This window comes from Streptosporangium amethystogenes subsp. fukuiense, assembly GCF_042665875.1.
GTDB lineage: Bacteria > Actinomycetota > Actinomycetes > Streptosporangiales > Streptosporangiaceae > Streptosporangium > Streptosporangium fukuiense.
Window position 1 is genome coordinate 9806519 of sequence record NZ_JBHTEE010000001.1, and the last position, 23076, is coordinate 9829594.

A 23076-nucleotide genomic window follows, 5' to 3' on the forward strand; every position below is an offset into this window, starting at 1 on the left:
TGTGAGCTGGCTCTCCGTGGTCGGAGTCGTTGTATTCCTCGTGGGACTGATGGTGTCGATCGGGCTGCACGAGATCGGCCACCTGGTGCCGGCCAAGCTGTTCGGCGTCAAGGTCACCCAGTACATGGTCGGTTTCGGCCCGACGATGTGGTCGCGCCGCAAGGGCGAAACCGAGTACGGGATCAAGTGGCTCCCGCTCGGCGGCTACATCCGGATGATCGGCATGCTGCCGCCCCGGCCCACCGACGCCCCGGGCAAGGTGCGCTCGGTCTCCACCGGGCCGTGGCAGGGCCTGATCGAGAACGCGCGTGACGTGGCCCTGGAGGACGTGCAGCCGGGCGACGAGAACCGGGTGTTCTACCGCAAGCCCTGGTGGCAGAAGGTCATCATCATGTCCGGCGGTCCGGCGATGAACTTCGTGCTGGCGTTCGTCCTGTTCGGCGTCGTGCTCATGGGGTTCGGCATCCCTGTGCAGAAGACCGAGATCGCCTCGATCCCGCAGTGCGTGAAGACCGCGGCCGACTATGCCAAGAACCAGGAGTGCACCGCGGCCGACAAGCCCAGCCCGGCCAGCGTGGCGGGGCTGAGGCCGGGGGACGTCATCGTGGCCGTGGCGGGCAGGCCCGCCGCGAGCTGGGACGCCGCGACGCGGGCCATCCGCGACCACGGCGCGGGGCCGATCGCGATCGGTATCAGGCGCGGGGGGCAGGAGCTGACCGTCAACGCCACCCTCATCGCCCAGGACCGCGAGTCGCTCGACGAGCCCGGCAAGATCGAAAAGGGTGTCGGGTACCTCGGGGTCAGCCCGAAGATCGCCATAGAGCAGCAGAGCTTCGGCGCCGTGACCGAGCACATGTGGGATCTCACCTCGGCCACCGCCTCCGCGCTGCTCAGGTTCCCCGAGAAGATGGTGGGCGTCTGGAACGCCGCCTTCTCCGGTGACGAGCGTGACAAGAACGGCCCGATCGGCGTCATCGGCGTCAGCCGCATCGGCGGGGAGATCGCCGCCTCCGCGATCCCGCTGGAGAACAAGATCGTCGTCTTCATCAACCTGCTGGCGGGCTTCAACCTGGCGATCGGCCTGTTCAACCTGATCCCGCTGCTCCCGCTGGACGGCGGCCACATCGCCGGTGGCCTCTGGGAGGGCCTCAAGCGCGGCTTCGCTCGCGTCGCCCGCCGTCCTGCCCCCGGCCACGTCGACATCGCCAAGGCGCTTCCGCTCACGTACGCGATCGCCTTCCTGATGGTCATCATGGCGGGCCTGCTGATGTACGCCGATCTGGTCAACCCGGTCCGGCTGGCCGGCTGACCATCTTCTGGCGGGGGGCGCCCCTCGCCCCCCGCAGGCGTTAGGGTTGCGCCGTGAACGAGGGGACGCCCGGAGCGATGATCGATGTGGCCCTGTTCCGGCTACGCCGGATCTGGTCGCGGCCACTGCGAGCGCGCAGGGCAGAAGAGCCGCAGCGGCCGGTGCACATGTCGAACGTCATGGTCGTGCACGCCGTGCACAAGCTGAGCCTGGACGTGCCCGAGGTGACCGTGGGTGCCGTGGCCGAGCAGTTGGACGTCGATCCCTCCACCGCCAGCAGGCTGGTCAACGACGCGATCGGTGCGGGGTTCGTGGAGCGCGAGGAGTCGGCCGTGGACGCCAGGCGGGCCAGGCTCGTGCTGAGCGAGCGGGGCCGCCGTGTGCTGGAGGTGGTGGTCCGCCACCGGCGCACCTACCTGGACGGCCTGATGGCCGACTGGGACGAGCAGGACCGCGAGATCTTCGCCCGGCTCCTGGCCCGTTTCGCCGATGCCGCCATCGCCCGTCCGGCGAGCCCGGCCAACCTCGACCGGCTGATCGCCGAGACGCTGGCGGAGACCCCCGCCCCCGGTTGAGCCGCCCGCCCGGTTTCCCACCGGGCCCGCCCACTCCCCGGCCACCCCGTCGATCCGGCCACCTTGTCGATCCGTTCGCGGACGATGCCGGCGTGGCCGTCGTGCCGGGCGTACGCCGGGTCCGCGGAGGTGCCGGCGATGAGGCGCGAAGAGAGGGAGGGCTTGTCCCGGATGTAATCGTTTGATCGTAGGGTGACTCCGGTGAAGGCGATCGGGGGATACGAGCTCAGGCGTGAGCTGGGCCGGGGCGGTATGGGCGTGGTGCATCTGGCCACCACCCCGGCCGGTGGCCTGGCCGCGGTGAAGGTGATCCACCCGGAGCTGGCCGGCGACCCGGCCTTCCGGCGGCGCTTCGAGCGCGAGGTCACGGCGGCGCGCAGCGTGGCCAGGTTCTGCACCGCTCCCGTGCTCGACGCCGGAATCGAGGAAGGTGCCGCCTATCTCGTCACGGAGTACGTGAGGGGACCCGATCTGGCGCGAGCGGTACGCGAGCAGGGGCCGCTGACCGGCGCCAACCTGGAGGCGCTCGCGGTCGGGATCGCCACGGCGCTGCACGCCATCCACGGGGCGGGGGTGATCCATCGCGACCTCAAGCCGTCGAACGTGCTGCTGTCGCCGCTCGGCCCGCGCGTGATCGACTTCGGTATCGCCCAGCTCGTCGACCACCAGAGCCTGACCAGCCAGACGGTCATGGGTACGCCCGCCTTCATGGCCCCCGAGCAGGTGCGCGGCGAGCCGTTGACGCCCGCGATCGACGTCTACGCGTGGGGCGGGGTGATCGCGTTCGCCGGCACGGGACGGTTGCCGTTCGGCGGCGGTCCGCCACCGGAGGTCCTCTACCGGATCCTCAACGAGGGGCCGAATCTCGACGGCCTCGACGAACGCATGCGCGCCGTCGTCGAGCGGGCCATGGCCAGGGATCCCGCGCGGCGGCCGAGCGCCCAGCAGTTGCTGGACGAGCTGATCGGCGGCCGGCCGACCCCGGCGACGGCAAGCCAGGTGGTCGAGCGTACCTGGGCCGTCACCGGTGCGCCGGGCGCACCCGAGGGACCGGCCACAGCGGAGACAGGGCCCGGAAGGGGCGTGCGGCGGTGGCCGTGGATCGCGGGCGCCGGCGTGCTCGCGGCGCTCGTGGCAGGCGGATGGGCCGTCTACGCCGGCCTCGGCACACCGGCGCTGCCCTACCACGCGGACTTCGCCGAATCCTGGGCCGTCGGCGTGTCCGACGGTGGCAGGGCCGAGCAGGACGGCGAGTCCTACCTGCTGACCGTGAACCCCGGCTGGCGGCTGTGGAAGTCGGCGCCCTTCTCCGGCGAGCCCGCCGAGGGCATCGTGGTCGGCTCCAGGATCCGGCTGGAGCGGGGCTCGGGGGAGTTCGGCGTCTGGTGCCGCGGCGACGCGAGTACCGGTGACCGCTACGACTTCGCGGTCACCGGTTCGGGCAGCGCCTCGATCACCAAACGGCACGGCGGGCAGAGCACGGTCCTATACGGGCCCATACGGGTGAAGAGGTCGGCCGACGACCGGATCGTCGCCCAGTGCGAGCAGCGGGGGGACCGGGTCGCCCTGAGCATGTGGCTCAACGACGAACCGGTGGGCGAGGCCGCCGACACGCGGAGCCCCTACGGCCCGGGGGACACCGGCGTCTACGCGGCGCCGGACACGGCCGAGCCCGTCCAGGTCAGGTTCCGCTCGTTCGAGCTTCGCCCGGCGAAGGGCTGAGCGATGCGGTTCGGCGTGCTGGGACCGCTACGGGTCCTTGACGGCGACCGCGACCTCACGCCCGGGCCCGCCAAGCACCGCGCGCTGCTGGCCGCGCTGCTGCTGCGGCGAGGACAGGTGCTGACCGTCGACCGGTTGATCGCCGAGGTGTGGGGCGAGGAGCCGCCCGCGTCGGCCGAGCCGGTGCTGCGGGTGTACGTGAGCGCGCTGCGCAAGGTGGTGGACGGGATCCGGACCGTGCCCGGAGGCTACCTTCTCGACGTCGATCCCGACCAGGTGGACGCGCACAGGTTCGAGCGCCTGGTGAGCGCGGGCAGGCGGGCCAGGGACGCGGGCAGGACCGCCGAGGCGGCCGACGAGTTGCGTGCCGCCCTGGCGCTCTGGCGGGGACCCGCGCTGGCCGGCATCGACTCGGGGCCGCTGCGGCGGGCCTATGCCGTGCCGCTGGAGGAGTTGCGGCTCACCGCGCTCGAAGAGCGCGTCGAGCTGGATTTGGCGCTCGGCCGCGGTGCGGAGCTGACCGGGGAGTTGCGCGCGCTCGTGGCCGCGTACCCGCTGCGGGAGCGGGCATGGGGGCAGCTCATGCTGGCGCTCAACCAGGCGGGACGCAGGCCGGAGGCGCTGAGCGTCTACCAGGAGGCGCGGCGGCTGCTGATCGACGAACTCGGCCTGGAACCCGGTGCCGAGCTGCGGGAGGCGCACGAGCGGGTACTGGCCAGGGACGCGTCTCCGAGAGCCGTGCCGAACGAGATGCCGCCGGACGTCGTCGATTTCACCGGGCGGGAGCGCGTGCTGGACTGGATCCGCGGGGCGGTGCCCACGGCCGGTAGCGCGCCGGTCCACCTGGTGCTGCACGGCCCGGCGGGAGCGGGCAAGTCCGCGATGGCGATCCACGCGGCCGCCGCGCTCGATTTCCCCGACGGGCGGCTTTACGCCTCGCTCAGGGCCAGGACGCCGGGCGCGGTGCTGGAGGACCTGCTGCGCTCGCTCGGCTGCCCGCAGGGGGCCGTGCCCACCGAGCCGGCCGAGCGGGCCCGGCTCTACCGCAGCATGGTGAGCGGGCGGCGGCTGCTGGTGGTGCTGGACGACGCGGTCGACGAGGCACAGGTGCGCCCGCTGCTGCCCACCGGGCCCGGCTGCCTGACGCTGGTGACCAGCCGCTCGCCGCTGCTCGGCCTGGAGGCGGCGCGTGCCCGCGAGCTTGACGTGTTCGATCCCGGCGAGTCGGTGGCGATGCTGGCCAGGGTGGTGGGCGAACAGCGCGTGCGGGCCGAGCCACAGGCGGCGGCGCGGATCGCGGTGCTGTGCGGAGGGCTGCCGCTGGCGCTCAGGATCGCCGGGTCCAGGCTGGCGCGGCGGCCGGACTGGACGCTGAGGCACCTGGCGGGACGACTTGAGGACGAGCGCGGCCGCCTCGACGAGCTCAGCGCGGGCGATCTGGCCGTACGGAGCAGCCTGGCGCTCGGTTACCACGCGCTCTCGGATCGGGAACGCCTGCTGCTGCGCCGCCTCGGTGCGCTGTCCGCGCCCGACTTCGCTCCGTGGGCGGCCGCCGCGGTCCTCGGCGCGCCCGCGGACCGGCTGCTGGAGGCACTGGCCGAGGCGGGCCTGCTGCAGGCGCGCGGGCTCGACGCGGCCGGCCAGGAGAGGTACGGCTGGCACGAGCTGACCAGGCTTTATGCCGCCGAGCGCCTGGATGGGGAGGAGGGCACCTCCGGGCAGGTCCTCGCCGCGGCCGGGCGGGAGATCCTGGACCGCACCCGGCGGGCCAGGGCACTGCTGCTGCCCGCGGAGCCGGGCTCGGGCCAGACCCTGGTCCATACGGCGGAGCAGGTCATGGCCCTTGCGACCACGCAGTTCAGGGAGTCGGCCCGCTGGCTGGCCGCCGAGCGGGGGTTCCTGGTCGCGACGGTCGTCGACTTCCAGCGGACCGGCCTGGACGAGGCGGCCTGGCGGCTGGCCTTCTACCTGACACCCTTCTTCGAGCTCGGCGCGCACCACGAGGACTGGCGCATGGCCGCGGAGATCGGCCTGCGGGCCGCGAGGCGGATGGGACACCGCCACGGCGAGGCGCTGCTGTTGCGCTCCATGGCGGACCTGTACCGGGCACGGGGCCACCTGGTGGCGGCGGCCGAGGCCCTCCAGCGGGCGCTTTCGCTGGCGGAGGCCGGAGAGGTGGCCCGTACCCGGCATCGGCTCGGCCTGGTCCACCTCGCCAGGGGGCGGCGGCAGGAGGCGGAGGCGTGTTTTGTGGCCTGCCTGACCGCGTTCTCGGCCGCGGGCGACCAGCGCGGCAGGGCCGACGCGTTGCGCGCTCTGGGCGGGTTGCGGCGTGCGGAGGACCTGCTCGTCAGGAGCCTCGCGGCCTATCGGGAGCTGGGTGATCCGCGCGGCGAGGCGGCCGTCTCGCTCGACCTCGCCGGGCTCCTTCTGGACCGGCGGTGCCCTGCCGAGGCGCGTGAGCGGGCCGAACGCGGTCTCGGCCTGCTCAGGCGGCTGGGGGATCGGCTGCCCGAGGCCGCGGGACTGGTGGTCCTGGCCAGGGTGGCCATGGCGGAGGGCCGGCCCGACGTCGCCCGCGGGGCCGCGGAGGGGGCGCTCGGCACGTTCCGCGAGCACGCGGACCGCAGGGGGGCCGCGCAGGCGCTGCTGACCCTGGCCGCAGCCCTTTTAGACCTTGATGAGATAGATGGTGCAGTTGATGCAATAACAAGCTCTATGGGAGAGTTTGACGTTCTCGGCGATCGGCACGGTCTCGCCGGGGCAGAAGAACTCGCCGGCGAGGTACGGCGCCGCCGCGGCCTGCGCCTATAGCGCACTATGCGGATTCTGAAGGTGGCCTGCCTAAGGTCGGGTTCGATCCGATCCATGACGGCTAGAGGTGGAACGCGTTGAGAAGAGGAATCACGCCGGCGGTGGCCGCGTCCGTGCTGGCGATCGTGCTGGCCGGTTGCGGAACGCTTCCCGGGCAGCAGGGCGGTGGCGGCGAGGAGAAGCAGGCCACCGGCTCCACCGAGCCCGTCGGATCCGCCGGGTCCGCCGAGCCTTCCGAAGCAGCCGGGTCCGCCGAGCAGAAGGTCGCGCCCGCCGAGCAGGGCGAGGTGATCGCCGGCAGGGAGGTCAAGGCCGGTGGCGCCGACCTGACCGTGCAGATCACCGGCCTCAAGCGGCAGGGCCGGCTCTCCACGCTGACCTGGACGGTCACCAACAAGGGCGACGAGCGCTGGCAGATGAACAGCGACATGGGGGACACCCCGGACAACCTCGGCCTGACCGTGGCGGGGATCAGCCTGGTCGACCCGGTCAACGGCAAGCGGTACACCGTCGCGCGCACGGGCAAGTACCCCAAGACCAAGTGCCTGTGCTCCGACTACGACGTGTTCACCGAGCCGGGCGAGGTGCTGCCGCTGCACGCCACGTTCGCCGCCCCGCCGCCGGACGTCACGAAGATCAATGTGGACCTCAAGGTGCTGGGCGTTTTCACCGATGTCCCGATCTCCTGAGCGTCTCGCGGTCCTCGCGCTCGCGCTCATCCTGGCGACGGGCCCGGCCGCGGCCGCGTGGGCGGATCCGGAGGACACCGTGGCCGGGGTGGAGGACATCGTCACCCCCGTCGAGGACGTCATCGCCGAAGTGGAATCGCTCGACGGCGCCGAGAGCGAGTCCAAGCAGGGTGATCAGGTCACCGTGGCGCTCACCAGCGACGTGCTGTTCGCACTTGACAGGGCCGTGCTGACGCCGCGGGCGCGACAGCGGCTGCGGGGGGTCGCCGAGCGGATCCGGACCGACTCCGCGGGCGGGACGGTCAGGATCGAGGGGCACACCGACGACCAGGGGACCGAGGTCTACAACGACGCGCTGTCCCTGCGCCGGGCGCAGGCCGTGCGGCAGGTCCTCGCGCGGCAGCTGTCACAGGTGACCTTCCAGGCCATGGGCTTCGGCGAGAGACGGCCCAAAGTGGCCAACGCCGTCCAGGGGCGGCCGGTGCGGGAGAACCAGGCGAAGAACCGGCGGGTGGAGATCATCTTCAACGCCAAACGGTGATCCGTGCCCTGCCCGGCACGTCGACGCGTCGAGATCCGGCCCGCCACGGCGACCGGCCTGTGGCTCGGGACGGGACGTCGGGCGAAGGAAGGGAAGGGGGCGCGCCCGAACCCGCTCCGTCCCCGGCACGGGTCGGCCGACCCGTGCCGGGGACGGAGCGGACCTCCGTGAGCCCGGCGGCCAGGCGGGAGCGGCGGCCCGCGGCGTCGGTCACTTGCTGAAACCGGCCGTCAGGCCGCTGAGCAGCTGACGGCGGCCGACCACGTACAGGATCAGAAGGGGGAGTGTGGTCAGCACGACGGAGGCGAGTACGGCGGGCACGTTCACGCTGTACTGTCCCTGGAAGGTCCACAGCGCGAGCGGCAGCGTGCGCTTGTCGGGGCTCTGGGTGAGGATCAGCGGCAGCAGGAATCCGTTCCAGATCGTCAGTGCGTTGTAGATCGTCACCGTCACCACGGCCGGCAGGGTGAGCGGTAAGGCCAGGCGCCAGAGCGTCCTCATCTCGCCCGCGCCGTCCAGCCGCATCGACTCGAACAGCTCTTTGGGCACGTCACGGATGAAGTTGGCCAGGACCAGCACCGAGAGCGGGATCGCGAAGGCGATGGACGGCAGGATCAGCGCCGCCAGCGAGTCGTAGAGGCGCAGCCGGATGATGATCAGGTAGATCGGGATGACGGTCGCCTGCAGCGGGATGGCCAGCCCCATGAGAAAGAGCGAGTTCACTCCGCGCAGGAAGCGGCGGGTGCCGCCGCGGACGATCGCGTACGCCGCCATGAACGCGACCGTGACCGCCGGGACGACCGCGCCGACGGTCACGATGAGGCTGTTGAGGAAGTACAGCGGGAAGTCGGACTCGACGACCAGCCGGTAGTTGGCGAGGGACGGCTCGGTGGGCGGCGCCAGCGGGTTGGTGGCGTAGTAGCTGCTCTGTGCCTTGAAGCTGGTGATGAGGATCCAGTAGATCGGCACGATCACGATCGCCAGCCACAGCCAGCCCGCGACCCCGCCCAGCCAGTTGGGACGCTCGCCGAGCGCCCGCGACCGCTGCTCGCCGCCCGCCCGGCGCCGGTGCCGGTGCGTCTTCGTTCCGGCCGCCGCGGCCCGCTCGGGCCTCGTCGTCTGGGTCATGCCCATGGTCAGGCCCCTTCCATTTGGCTGGCTCCTGCGTCGCGGCCGCCGAGCCGGCGCAGGAGCAACGCCAGGGCGAGGCCCACCAGGACGAGGATGACGGCGATGGCGCTGGCCGGTCCCATGAGGTTGGCCTGGAACCCGCGCTTGTACATGTCCAGGGCGAGCACCCGGGTGGCGTCACCAGGCCCGCCCGCGGTCAGTACGAAGATCAGGTCGAAGAAGGTCAGGGACCCGACGACCATGAGGGTGGAGGACGTGATGATCGTGTACTTGAGCTGCGGCAGCGTGATGCTGAAGAACTTGCGGACGCGGCCCGCGCCGTCTATCTCGGCGGCCTCGTACATGGAGCGCGGGATCTGCCGCACGCCGCCCTGGTAGATCAGCGAGTGGAAGGGGATGAACTGCCACGACACCACGAAGATCACGACACCGAAGGCGAGGACGGGCTCGCCGAGCCAGTCCTGTACGAGCAGCTCGATGTTCAGCCCGGCACCGAGCCCGAAGTTCGGGTCGAGCAGCGCCTTGTAGGCGATCGCGATGGCGGCCGAGCTCAGCAGCAGCGGGATGAAGTACAGCACGGCCAGCAGCGCGCGGTAGCGTTGCCGCCCGGCCAGGAACACCCCGAGCAGGATGCTGGCCGGGGTCTGGACCGCCCAGGAGACGGCCATCACCAGCAACGTCACCCACAGCGCGTGCAGGAGACCGGGGTCGGCGAGCACGGCTCGCCAGCTTGTGAACCCGGACATCTGGATCTCGCCGAGCCCGTCCCAGGACGTGAAGCTGAGGAACAGGACCCCGACCAGCGGAATCACCCCGAAGGCGACGAAGAACAGCAGGGCCGGAACGGCCAGCCACGGAAGGACGCCGCCGCGGCTCCTTCGCGTGGCGGCCGGCGACGTCCTTCTCCGAGCGGGGGCGGCCAACGCGTTCAACTGCCGATGACCGCGTTCATGTTGGACGCGAACTGCTCCGGCGTGATCGACAGCTGGAACAGCTTGGCGATGTTGTCCAGCAGCACCTCGGCCGCGGTGGGGCTGAGAGCCTGGTCCCAGGACTGGGCGAACGACTTGGCGTTGCTGGCGATGCCGTAGACGAACTTCAGGAAATCCTCGTCCTTGGCGCCGGCGAACGCGCTGTCGGCGCCGTTGACGATCGGCACCGCGCCCGTGCCCGCCCACTCCTTGACGTCCTCGTCGTTGAGCACGGCGGTGGCGAAGAACTTCTTGGCGATCTCCTTCTGCTCGGGGGTCGCCTTGGAGGAGATCGACAGGTACTGGCCGGGGTTGCCGACGGTGTTACCGGGGTCGCCCTTGCCGCCCTCGACCGGCGGGAAGTTCATGTAGCCGAGGTGGCCGCCGGAGACGAAGTCACCGCCGTCGGCCGACATGCTGCCGTACGTCCAGCCGCCGTGCAGCATCATCGCGGCCTTGCCGGTGTACAGCAGGGCCTGGTCGGCGTTGGAGTCGGCGGTGATCGAGGAGAAGCCCTTGATGAACCCGTCCGCCTTGACGAGGTCCTGCAGCTTGGTCAGGGCGTCGAGGGCGGCGGGGTGGGACCAGGCGTCCTTCTTGCCGTCGAACACGGCCTGGAACACCTCGGGGCCGCCGATGCGGTCGAAGAGGAACTCCAGCCACATCATGTTCGTCCAGCGGGACTGGCCTCCGAGGGAGAACGGGGCGATGCCGGCGGCGTTGAACTTGGGGACCAGGGCCATGATGTCGCCCCACGACTCCGGCGGTTTCACACCGACCTGGTCGAAGACCTTCTTGTTGTAGTACAGGATGATGGGCTGCATGGTCTCGGCCGGCATCGCGTAGATCTTGCCGTCGATCGTGGCCGCACCGAAGGAGGAGGCGAACAGCCGGTCCTTCACGGCGGGGTTCTGCTCGAACCACGAGGTGAGGTCCTCCACCTGGCCGGCCTGCACGTACGTGCGCAGGGTCCCGCCGCCCCAGCCCCAGATGATGGTGGGCGCCTGGCCCGCCCCGATCGCCGTCTTGATCTTCGTTTTGTAGGCGTCGTTCTGCATGGTCGTGAAGGTGATCTGCCCGTTGGGGTTGGCCTGGTTGAACCGCTCCACGGCCCGGGTGCGCACGCCCTCCTGCGGCTGGACCGACAGGAACCAGTAGCTGGCCTTGTTCGCGGCGTTCCTGCCGCTGCCGCCGGCCCCGGTTCCACCCGCCGGGGTGGGGCCGGAAGTGCCGCAGGCCGCCAGCGCGGCCCCCAGGGGAACGCCGATGGAGAGACTGAGGAAGGTACGGCGAGACGGTGTCGTTGGTTTCACGCTGATCTCCGTATGTCGAATGCCAAGGCTGGGTGCGGCTCCAGGTGAAACATCAGTGGCGGTGGTCGTCCGCCGTGGATCAGCACCTCCGCTGCCAGGCGTCCGCTCCTCTTGAGTCCGGTATGTCGAAACATTTCCGAAATAAGCCGCGTGGCACGTCAATTTAGATTTCCGCTACTTGCCTGTCAAGGGGGGCCTCGCGTCGAACCGGGCTAAGTGTTCAAGATGTGTAAAGTACCCTTATCTAGGGCTTTTCCGGTCATCCGGTGTGCGGCAGGATGTCGAGTAGAGCTGCCGCAAGGTGCCGAAATATTTCGGAGAACCGCGGGAACGGATTTTTTCTTGAGGGGAGAGCAGATGACGGCGCTAGATGGGGTTTCCGCGGCGGGCCGGATCCTCCGTCCGTGGCAGGACCCGGCACTCCCCGTGGCCGAGCGGGTCGACGCCCTCCTTGAGGAGATGACCCTGGAGGAGAAGGTCGGCCAGCTCGGCAGCCGGTGGCCTGGCAACGCCATGCGGGCCGACCAGGGCGGGGAGCCCGAGAAGAAGTCCGAGGGCACGGCGAACGTCGCCCCGATGCAGGACGTCTTCGCCGCCTCGGGAGGCGTGCCCTTCGAGGAGACGATCCGCCACGGGCTCGGCCACCTGACGCGAGTGTTCGGCAGTGCTCCGGTGACCGCGGCGGAGGGCGCCGCCGAGGTGGTGCGGCTGCAGTCCGAGGTGGTGAAACACTCCCGGCTCGGCATCCCGGCGCTGGTCCACGAGGAGTGCCTGACCGGTTTCACCACCTACGGTGCGACCGTCTACCCGGCGGCCATCGCCTGGGGCGCGACGTTCGACCCGGACCTGGTGGAGCGGATGGCCACCGCCATCGGGCGGGACATGCGCGCCGTGGGCGTCCACCAGGGCCTGTCACCGGTGCTGGACGTGGTGCGCGACTACCGCTGGGGCCGGGTCGAGGAGACCATGGGCGAGGATCCGTACCTCGTCTCGATGCTCGGCGCGGCCTACGTGCGCGGCCTGGAGAACGCCGGGATCATCGCCACGCTCAAGCACTTCGCCGGTTACTCCGCCTCCCGGGCGGCCCGCAACCACGGCCCGGTGCCGATGGGCCGGCGCGAGCTGATGGACATGATCCTGCCGCCGTTCGAGACCGCCCTCGTCGAGGGCGGCGCGCGTTCGGTCATGAACTCCTACTCCGACGTGGACGGCGTTCCCGCCGCGGCCGACTCGTGGCTGCTGACCGACCTGCTGCGCGACGAGTGGGGGTTCACCGGGACGGTGGTGTCGGACTACTGGGCGATCCCGTTCCTCGCGACGATGCACCAGGTCGCCGCGGACGCGGGCGAGGCCGGGGTGCAGGCGCTGACCGCGGGCATCGACGTCGAGCTGCCCGACACGCTCGGCTTCGGCCCGCATCTCGTCGAACGGGTGCGGCGGGGTGAGCTGCCGGAGTCCCTGGTCGACCGGGCAGCCCGGCGCCTGCTCACGCAGAAGGTGCAGCTCGGACTGCTGGACCCGGACTGGACGCCGGAGAAGTCGGTGGCCGGGGCACGGGCCGTGGACCTGGACTCGCCGGCCAACCGGGCGCTGGCCCGGGAACTGGCCGAGCGGTCGATCGTGCTGCTCGACGCGGGCACCGCGCTGCCGTTGCTCGGCGAGGGGCGTCCGGAGCCGCGCCGGGTGGCCGTGGTCGGCCCCTGCGCCGACGACCCGCACACGTTCATGGGCTGCTACGCCTTCCCCAACCACGTGCTGCCCCGGCATCCGGGGCTCGGGCTCGGCGTGGCCGCGCCCAGTCTGCTCGACGCGCTGCGGGCCGAGCTGCCCGACGCCGAACTGATCCACGAGCCGGGTTGCGACGTGCGGGGCGACGACCGCTCCGGCTTCGCCGCCGCACTCCGGGCGGCCCGTGAGTCCGACGTGTGCGTGGCCGTCGTCGGCGACCTGGCGGGGATGTTCGGGCTGGGTACCTCGGGCGAAGGCTGCGACGCCGACGACCTGCGGCTGCCCGGCGTGCAGGAGGACCTGCTGGCCGAGCTGGCCACCACCGGCACGCCGGTCGTGGTGGTCGTCGTCTCGGGCCGCCCGTACGCGCTGGGCGGTGTGTCCGGGACCGCCGCCGCGCTCGTCCAGGCGTTCATGCCCGGCGAGGAGGGCGGGGCGGCCATCGCCGGGGTCCTGTCCGGCAGGGTGCAGCCCAGCGGAAAGCTGCCGGTGCAGATCCCGCGCGGCCCGGGCGGGCAGCCGGGCACCTACCTGCAACCGCCGCTGGGCTCCAACAGCCACGGCATCAGCAATCTCGACCCGACCCCGCTGTTCCCGTTCGGGTACGGCACCTCGTACACCACCTTCGAGGTCGACTCCTTGAGGATCAGCGACGCCGAGGTGCCCACCGACGGCGAGTTCACCGTGTCGGTGCGGGTGCGCAACACCGGGGGCCGGACGGGAGAGGAGGTCGTCCAGCTCTTCCTGTACGATGTGGTCGCCCAGGTCACCCGGCCGGTGCGGCAGCTCACCGGGTTCACCCGGGTCCGGCTGGAGCCCGGCGCGAGCGCCCTGGCGACCTTCACCGTACCCGCCGACCGGACCGCGTTCACCGGGCGCGACCTGCGGCGCGTCGTCGAACCGGGGGATCTTGAGGTGCTCGTGGGCACGTCGGCGTCCGATCTGCCCTGCCGGGGCCGCATACGACTGACCGGCCCGCTGCGCCACGTCGGCCCAGGCCGCCGGTTGGTCACCCGGGTGGATGTGGAACCGCTACCGGGCTCTTCCGCCACACACCAGGGAGGAACAGATGCCGGCCAGTCCTAGACGGGCCACGCTGGCCATGGTCGCGGCCTCGGCGGGCGTGTCGGTCGCGACCGTGTCGAAGGTGCTCAACGGCCGAGGTGACGTCTCCCCGGTGACCCGTTCCCTGGTGGAGTCGTTGCTGGAGCAGCACCACTATGTCGCGCCGCCGCAGCGCCGCCGGGGCGACGCGGCCGTGCCGGCCACGATCGAAGTGGAGTTGGACGCCGACCTCAACGCGTACTCGACCGAGATCGTCCAGGGCGCCGTGCAGGCTGGGGCCGAGGCCGACGCGGCGATCGTGGTGAGCATCCGGACGAACGCCGACCGCGCCGGAGCCTGGGCACGCGGCCTGGTCACGGCCGGACGGCGGGCCCTGATCGCCATCACCAGCGAGCTGACCGCCGGGCAGCTCGCCGCCCTGTCCCGGGTGCGGCTGCCACTGGTCGTGATCGACCCGCTGAACCTGCCGCAGACCAGGGGGGTCACCAGCGTCGGCTCGACGAACTTCGCCGGGGGCCTGGCCGCGACGCAGCACCTGCTCACGCTCGGACATCGGCGCATCGCCTACCTCGGCGGCCCGGCCACCGCCGCCTGCAACCAGGCCCGGCTACACGGCTACCGCGCCGCCATGGAGGCCGCAGGCGCCTCGGTTCCCCCGGGTTACGTACGGGCGGGGCACTTCCGCTACCGGGACGGTGTGACGGGCGGCGCGGCCCTGTTCGACCTGCCTGAGGTCCCCACGGCCGTCTTCACCGGCTGCGACGACATCGCGCTCGGCGTGCTGGAGGCGGCCAGGGCGCGAGGGTTGCGCGTGCCCGAGGACCTCAGCATCGTCGGCTTCGACGACACCCAGGTCGCCTGCATGGCCTCGCCCCCGCTGACCACCGTACGCCAGCCGCTGCGAGAGATGGGCGGCGTCGCCGTACGCACGGCCCTGCGCCTGGCGGCAGGCGAACGAGTCGACTCCCACCACGTCGAACTCGCCACCGAACTGGTGGTACGCGGCTCCACCGCCCCCGCCCCACCCGAGGGCTCCCCCGGCCACGGGGGAACGGCCGGGGCCCGCTGACCTTCGCGGTGGAGCCGGCCGACGGGGCGGGACGCGTTCTCCCGGTGCCGCCTCCTTGCTCCCGGCCGGACGCATGGCTCGGGGAGCGGCAGGCTCCATCGGCTTGGGCAGGGCGGTCGGCGCCGCCATCCTCGTCTCCGTGCTGCGCGCGTGGGGTCGCCGGGGCCGATTCTCAGGGAGTTCTCAGGCGGAGTTTGTAGCACTTTCAACTGAAATTTATGAGTATGTGGCAATGGAGCGTGTGCCGCAGCAGGCCGATGCGGCCGATGCTCAGGGAGCCGTGGCCGGGAGGGCTCGGCGGTTCGCCGTCGCGGGCGGCGCCCTTGTCGTCGTGGCGCTGCTCGCGTACTGGCTGGGAAGCAGCGGTGGGAACGGTGAGGAGGCCGCGCCCAGGCCGAGCGCGACGCCGACGCCCAGTGCGATGCTCACGGTGCCCGACGTCTTCAAGAGGGTCGGGCCGTCGGTGGTGGTCATCCAGGCCGGGAAGTCGCTTGGAACCGGGGTGATCGCGGCCGAGGACGGGACGATTCTGACGGCCCACCACGTCGTCAAAGGCACTTCGAACAAAGGCGCAGAGAACGTCACCGTGACGTTCGCCGACGGCACCAGGACGAAGGCCGTTGTCGCGTCGTCGAATCCCAAGCTCGACGTCGCGACCCTCAAACCCGCGAAACTGCCGGAGATCGTCATCCCGGCGACGCTCGGCGGCACCGCGACCGTGGGCGTGCCCGTCGTGGCGATCGGCAATCCGCTGGGCCTGACCTACAGCGTCTCCACCGGCGTCGTGTCGGGCCTGAACCGGACCGCCAAAGACGGCGGCCTGAACGGGCTCATCCAGTTCGACGCCTCCGTGAACCCGGGCAGCTCCGGCGGTCCCCTCCTGGACGCCCGCGGCCTGGTCATCGGGATCGTCGTCTCGATCGCCGACCCGGGAGGAGACGAGGCGTTCGCCGGCATCGCGTTCGCGGTGCCGATCGGCGCGGCCCTGGGCGGTGGCGAAGGCGACGGCCCGCCGGGCGGCGGGCCCGAGATCTGACCGAAGCGTCACGAGAAGGAACACCATATGACCTCGACCAAGCCCTCCAAGTCGGCCCATCCGCTCGAACATGTGCTGTTCGAGGTCAAACGCACGATCGTCGGTCAGGACGTCCTGCTGGAGCGCATGGCCGTCGCGTTGGTCGCCGACGGCCACCTGCTCGTCGAGGGCGTGCCGGGCCTGGCCAAGACGCTCGCGGTGAGGTCGCTGGCCGCCGCGATCACCGGGAGTTTCCAGCGCGTCCAGTTCACCCCCGACCTGGTGCCGGCCGACCTCGTGGGGACGCGGGTCTACCACCAGCACTCCGGGGAGTTCAAAACCGAGCTCGGCCCGGTGTTCGCGAACCTGCTGCTGGCCGACGAGATCAACCGCGCCCCCGCCAAGGTGCAGAGCGCCCTGCTGGAAGTGATGCAGGAGCATCAGGTGACGATCGGCCGTGAGACGTTCCGGGTGCCCGAGCCCTTCCTGGTCATGGCGACGGAGAACCCGATCGAGTCGGAGGGCACCTACCCGCTGCCCGAAGCGCAGGTCGACCGTTTCATGATGAAGGTGGTCGTCGACTATCCGACGCAACCCGAAGAGCAGGCGATCGTCGAACGAGCGCTGCGTCCGCCCGAGCCGCCGCGGCCGATGGTGACGGCCGAGGACCTGATCGCGATGCGGGCCCGCGCTCAGCAGGTGTACGTCGATCCGGCGATCGTCGACTACGCGGTACGGCTGGTCTCCGTGACGCGTTCCCCCGCGACGGCCGGGCTCGGCGAGCTGGAACGGTATGTCACCTACGGGGCGAGCCCGCGGGCGTCCATCGCGCTCGTCACGGGCGCCCGGGCGCTGGCGTTCCTGCGCGGCCGCACCTACGTCCTGCCGCGCGACCTGTCCGAGCTCGCGCTCGACGTGCTGCGCCACCGCCTCGTGCTGTCCTACGAGGCCCTCGCGGACGACGTCGACGCCGACACGATCATCACCAGGGTGCTCGGGGCCGTCCGGGCGCCCGACGTCGTCCTGCAGAACCGCTGAGCCGCCATGGCCGCCGCACCCGAGAGGCTCCTGCTGCGCCTGGAGTGGAAGGTCGTCCGCAGACTCGACGGCCGGCTCCAGGGCGCGCACCGCACCGCGCACCGCGGCTCCGGGATCGACTTCACCGGGTTGCGCCCCTACGGCGACGGTGACGACGCCCGGCACATCGACTGGAACGTGACCGCACGGCTGGACGAGCCGCACCTGCGAGTGTTCACCGAGGACCGCGAGCTGACGGTGTGGCTTGTCCTCGACCGGTCGGCGTCGATGGCGGCCGGCCGACCGGGGCGCGGCAAGCGCGACGTACTCGCCGAGCTCGCGCTCGTCCTCACCCGGCTGTTCGGCCGGGGCGGCAACCGCGTCGGCGCCCTGCTGTTCGACACCGGGATGCTGCGCGTCGTGCCGCCCGGCACCTCCCGGCGGCACGCGCTGCGGATCGGCGCCGAGCTGGAACGCACCTCCACGGCGCGCGGCGGCGCCACCACCGACCTGGCGGAGATGCTCGATGCGGCCGGACGGCTCGCGCGCCGCCGCGCACTCGTCGTGGTGCTGTCGGACTTCATCGGCGACGGCGACTGGGAGCGCTCGCTCCAGCGCCTGGCCCGGCGGCACGAGGTGGTCGCCCTGCGGATCGCGGACACGGCCGACGACGTGCTGCCCGAAGCCGGGTTGATCGTGGTCGAGGACGCCGAGACCGGCGAGCAGCTCGTCGTCGACTCCGCCGACCCGCTGTTGCGGGTCCGCTTCCGCGCCGCCGTCGACGCCCGCGACGCCCGGCTCGAGGCGGGCATGCGCCGGGCCGGGGTGCCCGTCCACCGCATCGACACCGACCGCGATCTGGCCGAGGCGCTCGTCGAGGTCGTCGCGCGAACCGGGGACCGGTCGCCATGACCGAGCCTGCCGAGGTCATCGACGGACATGTGAGGCCGGCCTCATGACCCTGTCCTCCCCGCTGCTGCTGGCCGTCGGACTGCTCGTCACGGCGGCGCTCTCCTGGGCCGCCGTCGTCTCGGCGCGCCGCCGGACGGCCGCCCTCACCGCGGCCGGGGTCGCTGTGCCGGGCAGCCGCCGGACGTACCTCGGAGTCGGCCTGACGATCGCCGGCGTCGGGGTACTCGCGATCGCCACCGCCGGACCGGCGGCCATGGTGCCGGTCCCGCGGACCGCGGGCACCGTCATCCTCGCCATCGACGTCTCCAACAGCATGGGGGCGGACGACGTCGTGCCCACCCGGCTGGCGGCCGCGCAGCGGGCGGCCCGCGCGTTCGTGGCGGCCCAGCCCGACAGCGTCGACATCGGAGTCGTCGCGTTCGAACGGGGCGCGCTCACCACCGCGCGGCCCGACGCCGACCACTCCGTCGCGCTCAAGGCCATCGACCGGCTGAAGATCACTGGCGGCACCTCGCTGGGGACGGCCATCACGGCCTCGCTGTCGGCGATCACCGGCAGGCAGGTGGCCGTCGGCCGCGACGGCGCCGCCCCCGACATCGGCTACTGGCCGTCGGCGACGATCGTGATGTTCTCCGACGGCCAGAACCAGGGCGCGGACGTCGAGCGCGCCGCCACCGTGGCCCAGCGGGCGGGCGTCCACATCCACACCGTCGGGGTCGGCACCACCGCCGGGGCGACGGTGCGGGTCGACGGTTACCACCTGCGGACCTCGCTCGAGGAGGACACCCTCACCTTGATCGCGCAGACCACCGGCGGCGCCTACCACCCCGCCTCCGACACCGCGCGGCTCGACGGGATCGCCGACACGATCGACCTGCGGCTCACCGTCTCCGACGAGCCGCTGCCCCTCGCCGGCGGGCTGATCGGGCTCGCCCTCGCGCTGCTCACCGCGGGCGCGGCGCTCACCGTGCTCCGGTCCGGACGGGTGATCTGAATGTCGTTCTCGTGGCCGTGGGCACTGCTGTCCATCCTGGTCATCCCGCTGATCTTCGCGATCCGCGAGTGGGCGCGGCGCCGCCGCCGGCGGGCCGCTGTGCGCGTCACCTCGATCGCGCTCGTACGCAGCGCCCTGCCCGGCCGTACGCGCTGGACGCGGAAGATCCCCGCGGCACTGTTCGTAGCCGGACTCGCGCTGCTCGCGGTCGGGGCCGCGCGACCACAGGCGTCGGTCCCGGTGCCACAGACGTCGGCGACGATCCTGCTCGCCTTCGACACCTCCGGCTCCATGTGCTCCACGGACGTCGACCCCAACCGCATCACCGCCGCGAGGAAAGCCGCCGCCGAGTTCATCGAGTCGCAGCGGGGCGGGCCGCGCATCGGCCTGGTCACCTTCGCGGGCACCGCGGGTCTGCTCGTCCCGCCCACCGACGACACCGACTCGCTGATCGAGGCGCTGGACGGCCTCACCGTGTCCCGGGGCACCGCGATCGGGCAGGCCGTGCTCACCTCGATCGACGCGATCGCGGAGGTCGACCCGTCGGTCGCCTCCACCGGGGCGAACCCCGGCGGCGGGCCAGGCTACGCCGGTGCCGCGATCGTCGTGCTCACCGACGGCGCCAACACCCAGGGCGTCGACCCGCAGCTCGCCGCCCAGGAGGCGGCTCTGCGCCGCGTCCGTGTCTTCACCATCGGCTTCGGCACCACGAACCCGGCCCCGATGGTCTGTGACAACTCACAGTTCGACGGCCGCGGATTCGGCGGCTGGGGCGGCGGCTTCGGCGGTCGCGGCGGATTCGACAGGGGCCGCAACCCCCGTGTCATCGACGAGCCCGCACTCAAGCGGATAGCCCAGAGCACCGGCGGCTCCTACCACCGCGCTGAGAACGCCGACCAGCTCCAGAGCGCCCTCGACGCCCTCCCCGGCAGCTTCACCGTCATCCGGCAACAGGTCGACACGGCCCCCGCCTTCGCCGCCGGCGGCGCCGCCCTCATCACCGCGGCCCTGTCCCTCTCCCTCTGGTGGAATCGCCCCCGGACACCGACCCGCTGACGTACCTGTGGCCGCAACGCCTCAGCGGTCCCCGCGGGGACGGCGCTAGTACATCGAGATGTGCGGGTGGTCGTAGTGGTTGGCGGTGATGCCGCCGCGGTTGGACATGGTTCTCCAGCCGGAGCCGTGGTTGATGCGCTGGCGCCAGATCACGTACTTCACCCCGAGCTTGGCCTTGTTCTTGATGGCCCAGGCGGCGATCTCGTCGCCGAGCCGGAGATTGGCGGCCGAGGGCATCGTGCCGCCGGTGCTCATCATGAAGTCGCAGGCGCGGCCGAGGGGGTGCTCGCCGCCGTCGTTCGCGGACCGGTAGCAACCGACCGAGTACGGGAGGTCGAAGCGTCTCTTGACGGCCTCACGCATGATCCGGGTCCGATCGGTGATGTTGTCGGCGCCGGTGGGGAGTTGCGGGGCCCAGCTGCCATCGGCGCGGCGGCCGGAGCCGACGGGGGCGAGCTGGTCGAGCTTGTTCTTGATGTCCTTGATCACGTCTTCGACCTCGTCGCGTTGGGTCTGCATCTCTCTGGCCTCCTTACCGATGTCGTCGGTGAGCTTGGCGGCCGTCTCGGTCGCCCTCTTCCTGCGTTCGAGGCTCTCGGCGAAACCCTGCAGGTGGGCGCTCTGCTGGGCGGTGAGCTGCTCCATCACCGCGGCTCCCCCCATGTCGTCGGCGAACAGCAGCGCGGGCAGGCCGCCGGTGCTGCTCTGGTAACGGAGCTGGACTATGGAGTCGACCTGTTTTTCCGCCCTGGCGTAGAGGTCCTCGGCCCTGGCCAGGTTCTGCTTGGCGACGGCCTCGGCCTTCTGCGCCTTCTTGAGGGACTCGCGCTTGGCCGCGTAGGCTTCGATCAGCGAGTCGACCTTCTTGCCGAGTTTGGCCAGCTCGGCGCGGAGCTTGGCCTCGGTCGGCTTGGGCTCCGCGCTTCCCGCGGTGGGGGCGCCGAGGGTGAACGTGGCGATCAGGCTCAAACAAAGGGCCAGAGCCGCATGCCGACGGAACGTGGGGGACGGGGCCGCCACGAACTCTCCTCTCCTTCCGCCTACCGGGTTAGCTGACGGGTTCGGGCTGGAGAACGCCCTTCCACCGAAGTGGTTTCACCCCAGGTGCGGTGGTTCCCCGGCTCCCGGGCGATGCGCCTGGGATTAGGCATATCGGCTGTTGCAGCCGATGTGGGAAGGATAGTAGTGGTAAACACAGGGTCACGCGACTTCAAGACGAGACCAATTGGTGATCAGTTCGTGACAACAGAGCGCAGAAGGTGTGCTGCCTCCTCGGGTAGCACGTCGTTCACGAAGGCGCCCATGGCCGACTCGGAGCCGGCGAGATATTTCAGCTTGTTCGGCGCGCGGCGGATGCTGAACAGCTCCATGTGCGCGTACGACAGGTCGCGACCGGTGTTGACCGGCGCCTGGTGCCAGGCCGCGATGTAGGGCATCGGCACGCCGAACAGTCCGTCGAGGCGGCGGAGCACGTCGGTGTAGAGCGGTCCGAACGCCGCGCGCTCCGCGGGCTCCAGCCCGACCAGATCGGGGACCTGCCGGTGGGGGTAGAGGTGAACCTCCACCGGCCAGCGGGCCGCGGCCGGGACGAACGCCGTCCAGTGCTCGTTCGAGGCCACCACCCGGGTCCCGGCCTCCCGCTCCGCGGCGAGCACGTCGGCGAACAGGTTGCCGCCGGTCCGCTCCCGGTGGCGCCCGGCCGCCCCGAGGGTCAGCCTGGTGCGCGGGGTCACGTAGGGGTACGCGTAGATCTGGCCGTGCGGGTGGAGCAGGGTGATGCCGATCTCGGCTCCCCGGTTCTCGAAACAGAACACCTGCTCCACGCCCGGCATCGCCGACAACTCCGCCGTACGGTCGATCCAGGCCTCCATGACCAGCTCCACCTGCTCGGGGGGGAGCATCGCGAACGAGGAGTCGTGCTCGGCGGTGAAGCAGACCACCTCACAGCGGCCGATCCCGGGGCGGACCTCACTCAACCCGCCGACCTGCTGATAGTCCCCCAGACGGGTGGAGAACGAGGGGAACCTGTTCTCGAAGACCGCCACGTCGTAGGCGGCGGAGGGGATCTCGGTGAGGTTGCCGGAGGTGGAGGGGCAGAGCGGGCACTCGCTGGCCGGAGGCAGGAAGGTGCGGCCCTGGCGGTGTCCGGCCACCGCGATCCACTCCTCGGTCAGCGGGTCGTAGCGCAGCTCGGAGGCGGTGGGGCGGGGCGGCAGGTCGCGCCTGTCGACCGCCCCGCGGTCGGCGTCGTCGCGGTGGTCGAAGTAGAACAGCTCCCGGCCGTCGGCCAGGTGGGTGATCGTACGCTTCATCGGCCGACGCTCTCGCTCTCCTGCTGCGGTTCTGTGATGATCAGCTCTCCCACCGAGGCGGCGAGCTCCTCGCGGGCCTCCCCCGTCAGGCCGGAGTCGGTGACCACGACGTGGGCCTGGGCCAGCTCGGCGATCGTGCTGATGCCGACCGTGCCCCACTTGGTGTGGTCGGCGAGCACCACCAGGCGGTGCGCGGAGGCGACCAGTTCGCGGTTGGTCTCGGCCTCCAGCAGGTTGGGTGTGGTGAACCCGGCTCTGGCGCTCATCCCGTGCACGCCGAGGAAGAGGGTGTCGACGTGGAGCCCCCGGATCGCCGTGACCGCGACCGGGCCGACCAGCGCGTCGGAGGGGGTGCGGACCCCGCCGGTGAGCACGACCGTGCGGTCGGCCCTGGGGGAGCGGTGGAAGACGTCGGCGATCCGGATCGAGTTGGTGATCACGGTCAGCTCGGGCACGTCGGTCACATGGTGGGCGAGCGTCCAGGTCGTGGTTCCCGCGGAGAGTGCGATGGCGGTGGCGGGCCGGACGAGCCGGGCGGCCCGCCGGGCGATCGTCTCCTTCTCCGCCTGCTGGCGCGCCGACTTGGCGGCGAAGCCCGGTTCCTCGGTCGAGCCGGACCCGGCGGCGGTGGCGCCACCGTGGACCTTCTCCACCAGCCCGCGCTCGGAGAGCACCTCAAGGTCGCGCCGGATCGTCATGTCGGACACGCCGAGCTCCCGGACGAGATCGGCGACCCTGACCCCGCCCCTGCTCCGCACCCTCTCCAGGATCGCCTGCTGCCGCTGCTGGGCGAGCATTGACTCACTCCCTTTAATTCACCAGATTCCACCAAAATACCACGGC

At 71.4% G+C, this 23076-nt stretch carries 19 protein-coding genes and 1 riboswitch; of the genes, 13 read left to right on the forward strand and 6 right to left on the reverse strand.

Annotation, left to right across the window (positions count from 1 at the left end):
- The first annotated feature begins 1 nt into the window (after position 1).
- The 6 genes from ACFQVD_RS43550 (at position 2) to ACFQVD_RS43575 (ending at position 7650) form a co-directional block, all read left to right on the forward strand.
- Positions 2 to 1309: a M50 family metallopeptidase gene (locus tag ACFQVD_RS43550; protein ID WP_343983366.1), complete on the forward strand. Its 1308-nt coding sequence runs from the start codon at positions 2 to 4 to the stop codon at positions 1307 to 1309.
- A 53-nt stretch (positions 1310 to 1362) separates the two neighbouring features.
- A complete protein-coding gene (locus ACFQVD_RS43555; RefSeq protein WP_343983363.1) occupies positions 1363 to 1884 on the forward strand; it encodes a MarR family winged helix-turn-helix transcriptional regulator in 522 nt (173 codons plus the stop codon).
- Positions 1885 to 2085: 201 nt separating this feature from the next.
- Positions 2086 to 3606: a serine/threonine-protein kinase gene (locus ACFQVD_RS43560; protein WP_343983360.1), complete on the forward strand. Its 1521-nt coding sequence runs from the start codon at positions 2086 to 2088 to the stop codon at positions 3604 to 3606.
- 3 nt (positions 3607 to 3609) lie between these two features.
- Positions 3610 to 6420: an AfsR/SARP family transcriptional regulator gene (locus ACFQVD_RS43565; RefSeq protein ID WP_343983357.1), complete on the forward strand. Its 2811-nt coding sequence runs from the start codon at positions 3610 to 3612 to the stop codon at positions 6418 to 6420.
- A gap of 77 nt (positions 6421 to 6497) precedes the next feature.
- A complete protein-coding gene (locus tag ACFQVD_RS43570; RefSeq protein WP_343983354.1) occupies positions 6498 to 7109 on the forward strand; it encodes a hypothetical protein in 612 nt (203 codons plus the stop codon).
- Entirely contained in the window at positions 7093 to 7650 is a 558-nt protein-coding gene (locus tag ACFQVD_RS43575; RefSeq protein WP_343983351.1) for an OmpA family protein, read from the forward strand. The genes ACFQVD_RS43570 and ACFQVD_RS43575 overlap by 17 nt, the downstream gene beginning before the upstream one ends.
- Positions 7651 to 7860: 210 nt before the next feature.
- On the opposite strand, the gene ACFQVD_RS43580 is transcribed toward ACFQVD_RS43575, so the two are convergent.
- Genes ACFQVD_RS43580 through ACFQVD_RS43590 form a run of 3 tightly spaced genes read right to left on the reverse strand, consistent with a single transcriptional unit; the run spans position 7861 to position 11065 of the window.
- Positions 7861 to 8784: a carbohydrate ABC transporter permease gene (locus ACFQVD_RS43580; protein WP_386273952.1), complete on the reverse strand. Its 924-nt coding sequence runs from the start codon at positions 8782 to 8784 to the stop codon at positions 7861 to 7863.
- Positions 8785 to 8786: 2 nt separating this feature from the next.
- Positions 8787 to 9713, reverse strand: a complete 927-nt coding sequence (locus ACFQVD_RS43585; RefSeq protein ID WP_343983344.1) for a carbohydrate ABC transporter permease — start codon at positions 9711 to 9713, stop codon at positions 8787 to 8789.
- A complete protein-coding gene (locus ACFQVD_RS43590; RefSeq protein ID WP_343983341.1) occupies positions 9710 to 11065 on the reverse strand; it encodes an extracellular solute-binding protein in 1356 nt (451 codons plus the stop codon). The genes ACFQVD_RS43585 and ACFQVD_RS43590 overlap by 4 nt, the downstream gene beginning before the upstream one ends.
- 357 nt (positions 11066 to 11422) lie before the next feature.
- Here ACFQVD_RS43590 and ACFQVD_RS43595 point away from each other — a divergent pair, with 357 nt between their 5' ends.
- The 7 genes from ACFQVD_RS43595 to ACFQVD_RS43625 all read left to right on the forward strand — a co-directional run bounded on the left by ACFQVD_RS43595 (position 11423) and on the right by ACFQVD_RS43625 (position 19921).
- Positions 11423 to 13879, forward strand: a complete 2457-nt coding sequence (locus ACFQVD_RS43595; RefSeq protein ID WP_343983338.1) for a glycoside hydrolase family 3 N-terminal domain-containing protein — start codon at positions 11423 to 11425, stop codon at positions 13877 to 13879.
- Positions 13863 to 14927, forward strand: coding sequence for a LacI family DNA-binding transcriptional regulator (locus ACFQVD_RS43600; RefSeq protein ID WP_343983335.1), 1065 nt, complete (start codon positions 13863 to 13865; stop codon positions 14925 to 14927). The genes ACFQVD_RS43595 and ACFQVD_RS43600 overlap by 17 nt, the downstream gene beginning before the upstream one ends.
- Positions 14928 to 15159: 232 nt before the next feature.
- Positions 15160 to 15963, forward strand: coding sequence for a S1C family serine protease (locus tag ACFQVD_RS43605; protein WP_386273956.1), 804 nt, complete (start codon positions 15160 to 15162; stop codon positions 15961 to 15963).
- 27 nt (positions 15964 to 15990) lie between these two features.
- Complete coding sequence (locus ACFQVD_RS43610) at positions 15991 to 16980, forward strand: AAA family ATPase (protein ID WP_343983328.1); 990 nt, start codon at positions 15991 to 15993, stop codon at positions 16978 to 16980.
- Between the two features lie 6 nt (positions 16981 to 16986).
- Positions 16987 to 17871 (forward strand): DUF58 domain-containing protein, encoded by an 885-nt coding sequence (locus tag ACFQVD_RS43615; RefSeq protein WP_343983325.1) that lies wholly within the window; start codon positions 16987 to 16989, stop codon positions 17869 to 17871.
- Positions 17872 to 17914: 43 nt separating this feature from the next.
- Positions 17915 to 18865: a VWA domain-containing protein gene (locus tag ACFQVD_RS43620; protein ID WP_386273958.1), complete on the forward strand. Its 951-nt coding sequence runs from the start codon at positions 17915 to 17917 to the stop codon at positions 18863 to 18865.
- Complete coding sequence (locus ACFQVD_RS43625) at positions 18866 to 19921, forward strand: VWA domain-containing protein (RefSeq protein ID WP_343983318.1); 1056 nt, start codon at positions 18866 to 18868, stop codon at positions 19919 to 19921.
- Positions 19922 to 19966: 45 nt separating this feature from the next.
- On the opposite strand, the gene ACFQVD_RS43630 is transcribed toward ACFQVD_RS43625, so the two are convergent.
- From ACFQVD_RS43630 to ACFQVD_RS43640, 3 genes are all read right to left on the reverse strand, one after another.
- On the reverse strand, positions 19967 to 20890 hold the full coding sequence (locus ACFQVD_RS43630) for a coiled-coil domain-containing protein (RefSeq protein ID WP_343983314.1): 924 nt from the start codon (positions 20888 to 20890) through the stop codon (positions 19967 to 19969).
- 54 nt (positions 20891 to 20944) lie between these two features.
- Positions 20945 to 21081: riboswitch (cyclic di-AMP (ydaO/yuaA leader) on the reverse strand.
- A 72-nt stretch (positions 21082 to 21153) separates the two neighbouring features.
- Positions 21154 to 22233 (reverse strand): galactose-1-phosphate uridylyltransferase, encoded by a 1080-nt coding sequence (gene galT, locus ACFQVD_RS43635; protein ID WP_343983311.1) that lies wholly within the window; start codon positions 22231 to 22233, stop codon positions 21154 to 21156.
- Positions 22230 to 23030: a DeoR/GlpR family DNA-binding transcription regulator gene (locus ACFQVD_RS43640; protein ID WP_343983308.1), complete on the reverse strand. Its 801-nt coding sequence runs from the start codon at positions 23028 to 23030 to the stop codon at positions 22230 to 22232. Before ACFQVD_RS43640 ends, galT begins: the two co-directional genes overlap by 4 nt.
- Positions 23031 to 23076: the final 46 nt, after the last annotated feature.

What these genes read in the sequence shown, in the direction of transcription:
- ACFQVD_RS43565 (WP_343983357.1), top strand. Translation starts at nt 3,610, where the DNA reads ATGCGGTTCGGCGTGCTGGGACCGCTACGGGTCCTTGACGGCGACCGC.
- ACFQVD_RS43575 (WP_343983351.1), top strand. Translation starts at nt 7,093, where the DNA reads ATGTCCCGATCTCCTGAGCGTCTCGCGGTCCTCGCGCTCGCGCTCATC.
- ACFQVD_RS43580 (WP_386273952.1), bottom strand. Translation starts at nt 8,784, where the DNA reads ATGGGCATGACCCAGACGACGAGGCCCGAGCGGGCCGCGGCGGCCGGA.
- ACFQVD_RS43595 (WP_343983338.1), top strand. Translation starts at nt 11,423, where the DNA reads ATGACGGCGCTAGATGGGGTTTCCGCGGCGGGCCGGATCCTCCGTCCG.
- ACFQVD_RS43600 (WP_343983335.1), top strand. Translation starts at nt 13,863, where the DNA reads ATGCCGGCCAGTCCTAGACGGGCCACGCTGGCCATGGTCGCGGCCTCG.
- ACFQVD_RS43605 (WP_386273956.1), top strand. Translation starts at nt 15,160, where the DNA reads ATGGAGCGTGTGCCGCAGCAGGCCGATGCGGCCGATGCTCAGGGAGCC.
- ACFQVD_RS43610 (WP_343983328.1), top strand. Translation starts at nt 15,991, where the DNA reads ATGACCTCGACCAAGCCCTCCAAGTCGGCCCATCCGCTCGAACATGTG.
- ACFQVD_RS43615 (WP_343983325.1), top strand. Translation starts at nt 16,987, where the DNA reads ATGGCCGCCGCACCCGAGAGGCTCCTGCTGCGCCTGGAGTGGAAGGTC.
- ACFQVD_RS43620 (WP_386273958.1), top strand. Translation starts at nt 17,915, where the DNA reads ATGACCCTGTCCTCCCCGCTGCTGCTGGCCGTCGGACTGCTCGTCACG.
- ACFQVD_RS43625 (WP_343983318.1), top strand. Translation starts at nt 18,866, where the DNA reads ATGTCGTTCTCGTGGCCGTGGGCACTGCTGTCCATCCTGGTCATCCCG.
- galT (WP_343983311.1), bottom strand. Translation starts at nt 22,233, where the DNA reads ATGAAGCGTACGATCACCCACCTGGCCGACGGCCGGGAGCTGTTCTAC.
- ACFQVD_RS43640 (WP_343983308.1), bottom strand. Translation starts at nt 23,030, where the DNA reads ATGCTCGCCCAGCAGCGGCAGCAGGCGATCCTGGAGAGGGTGCGGAGC.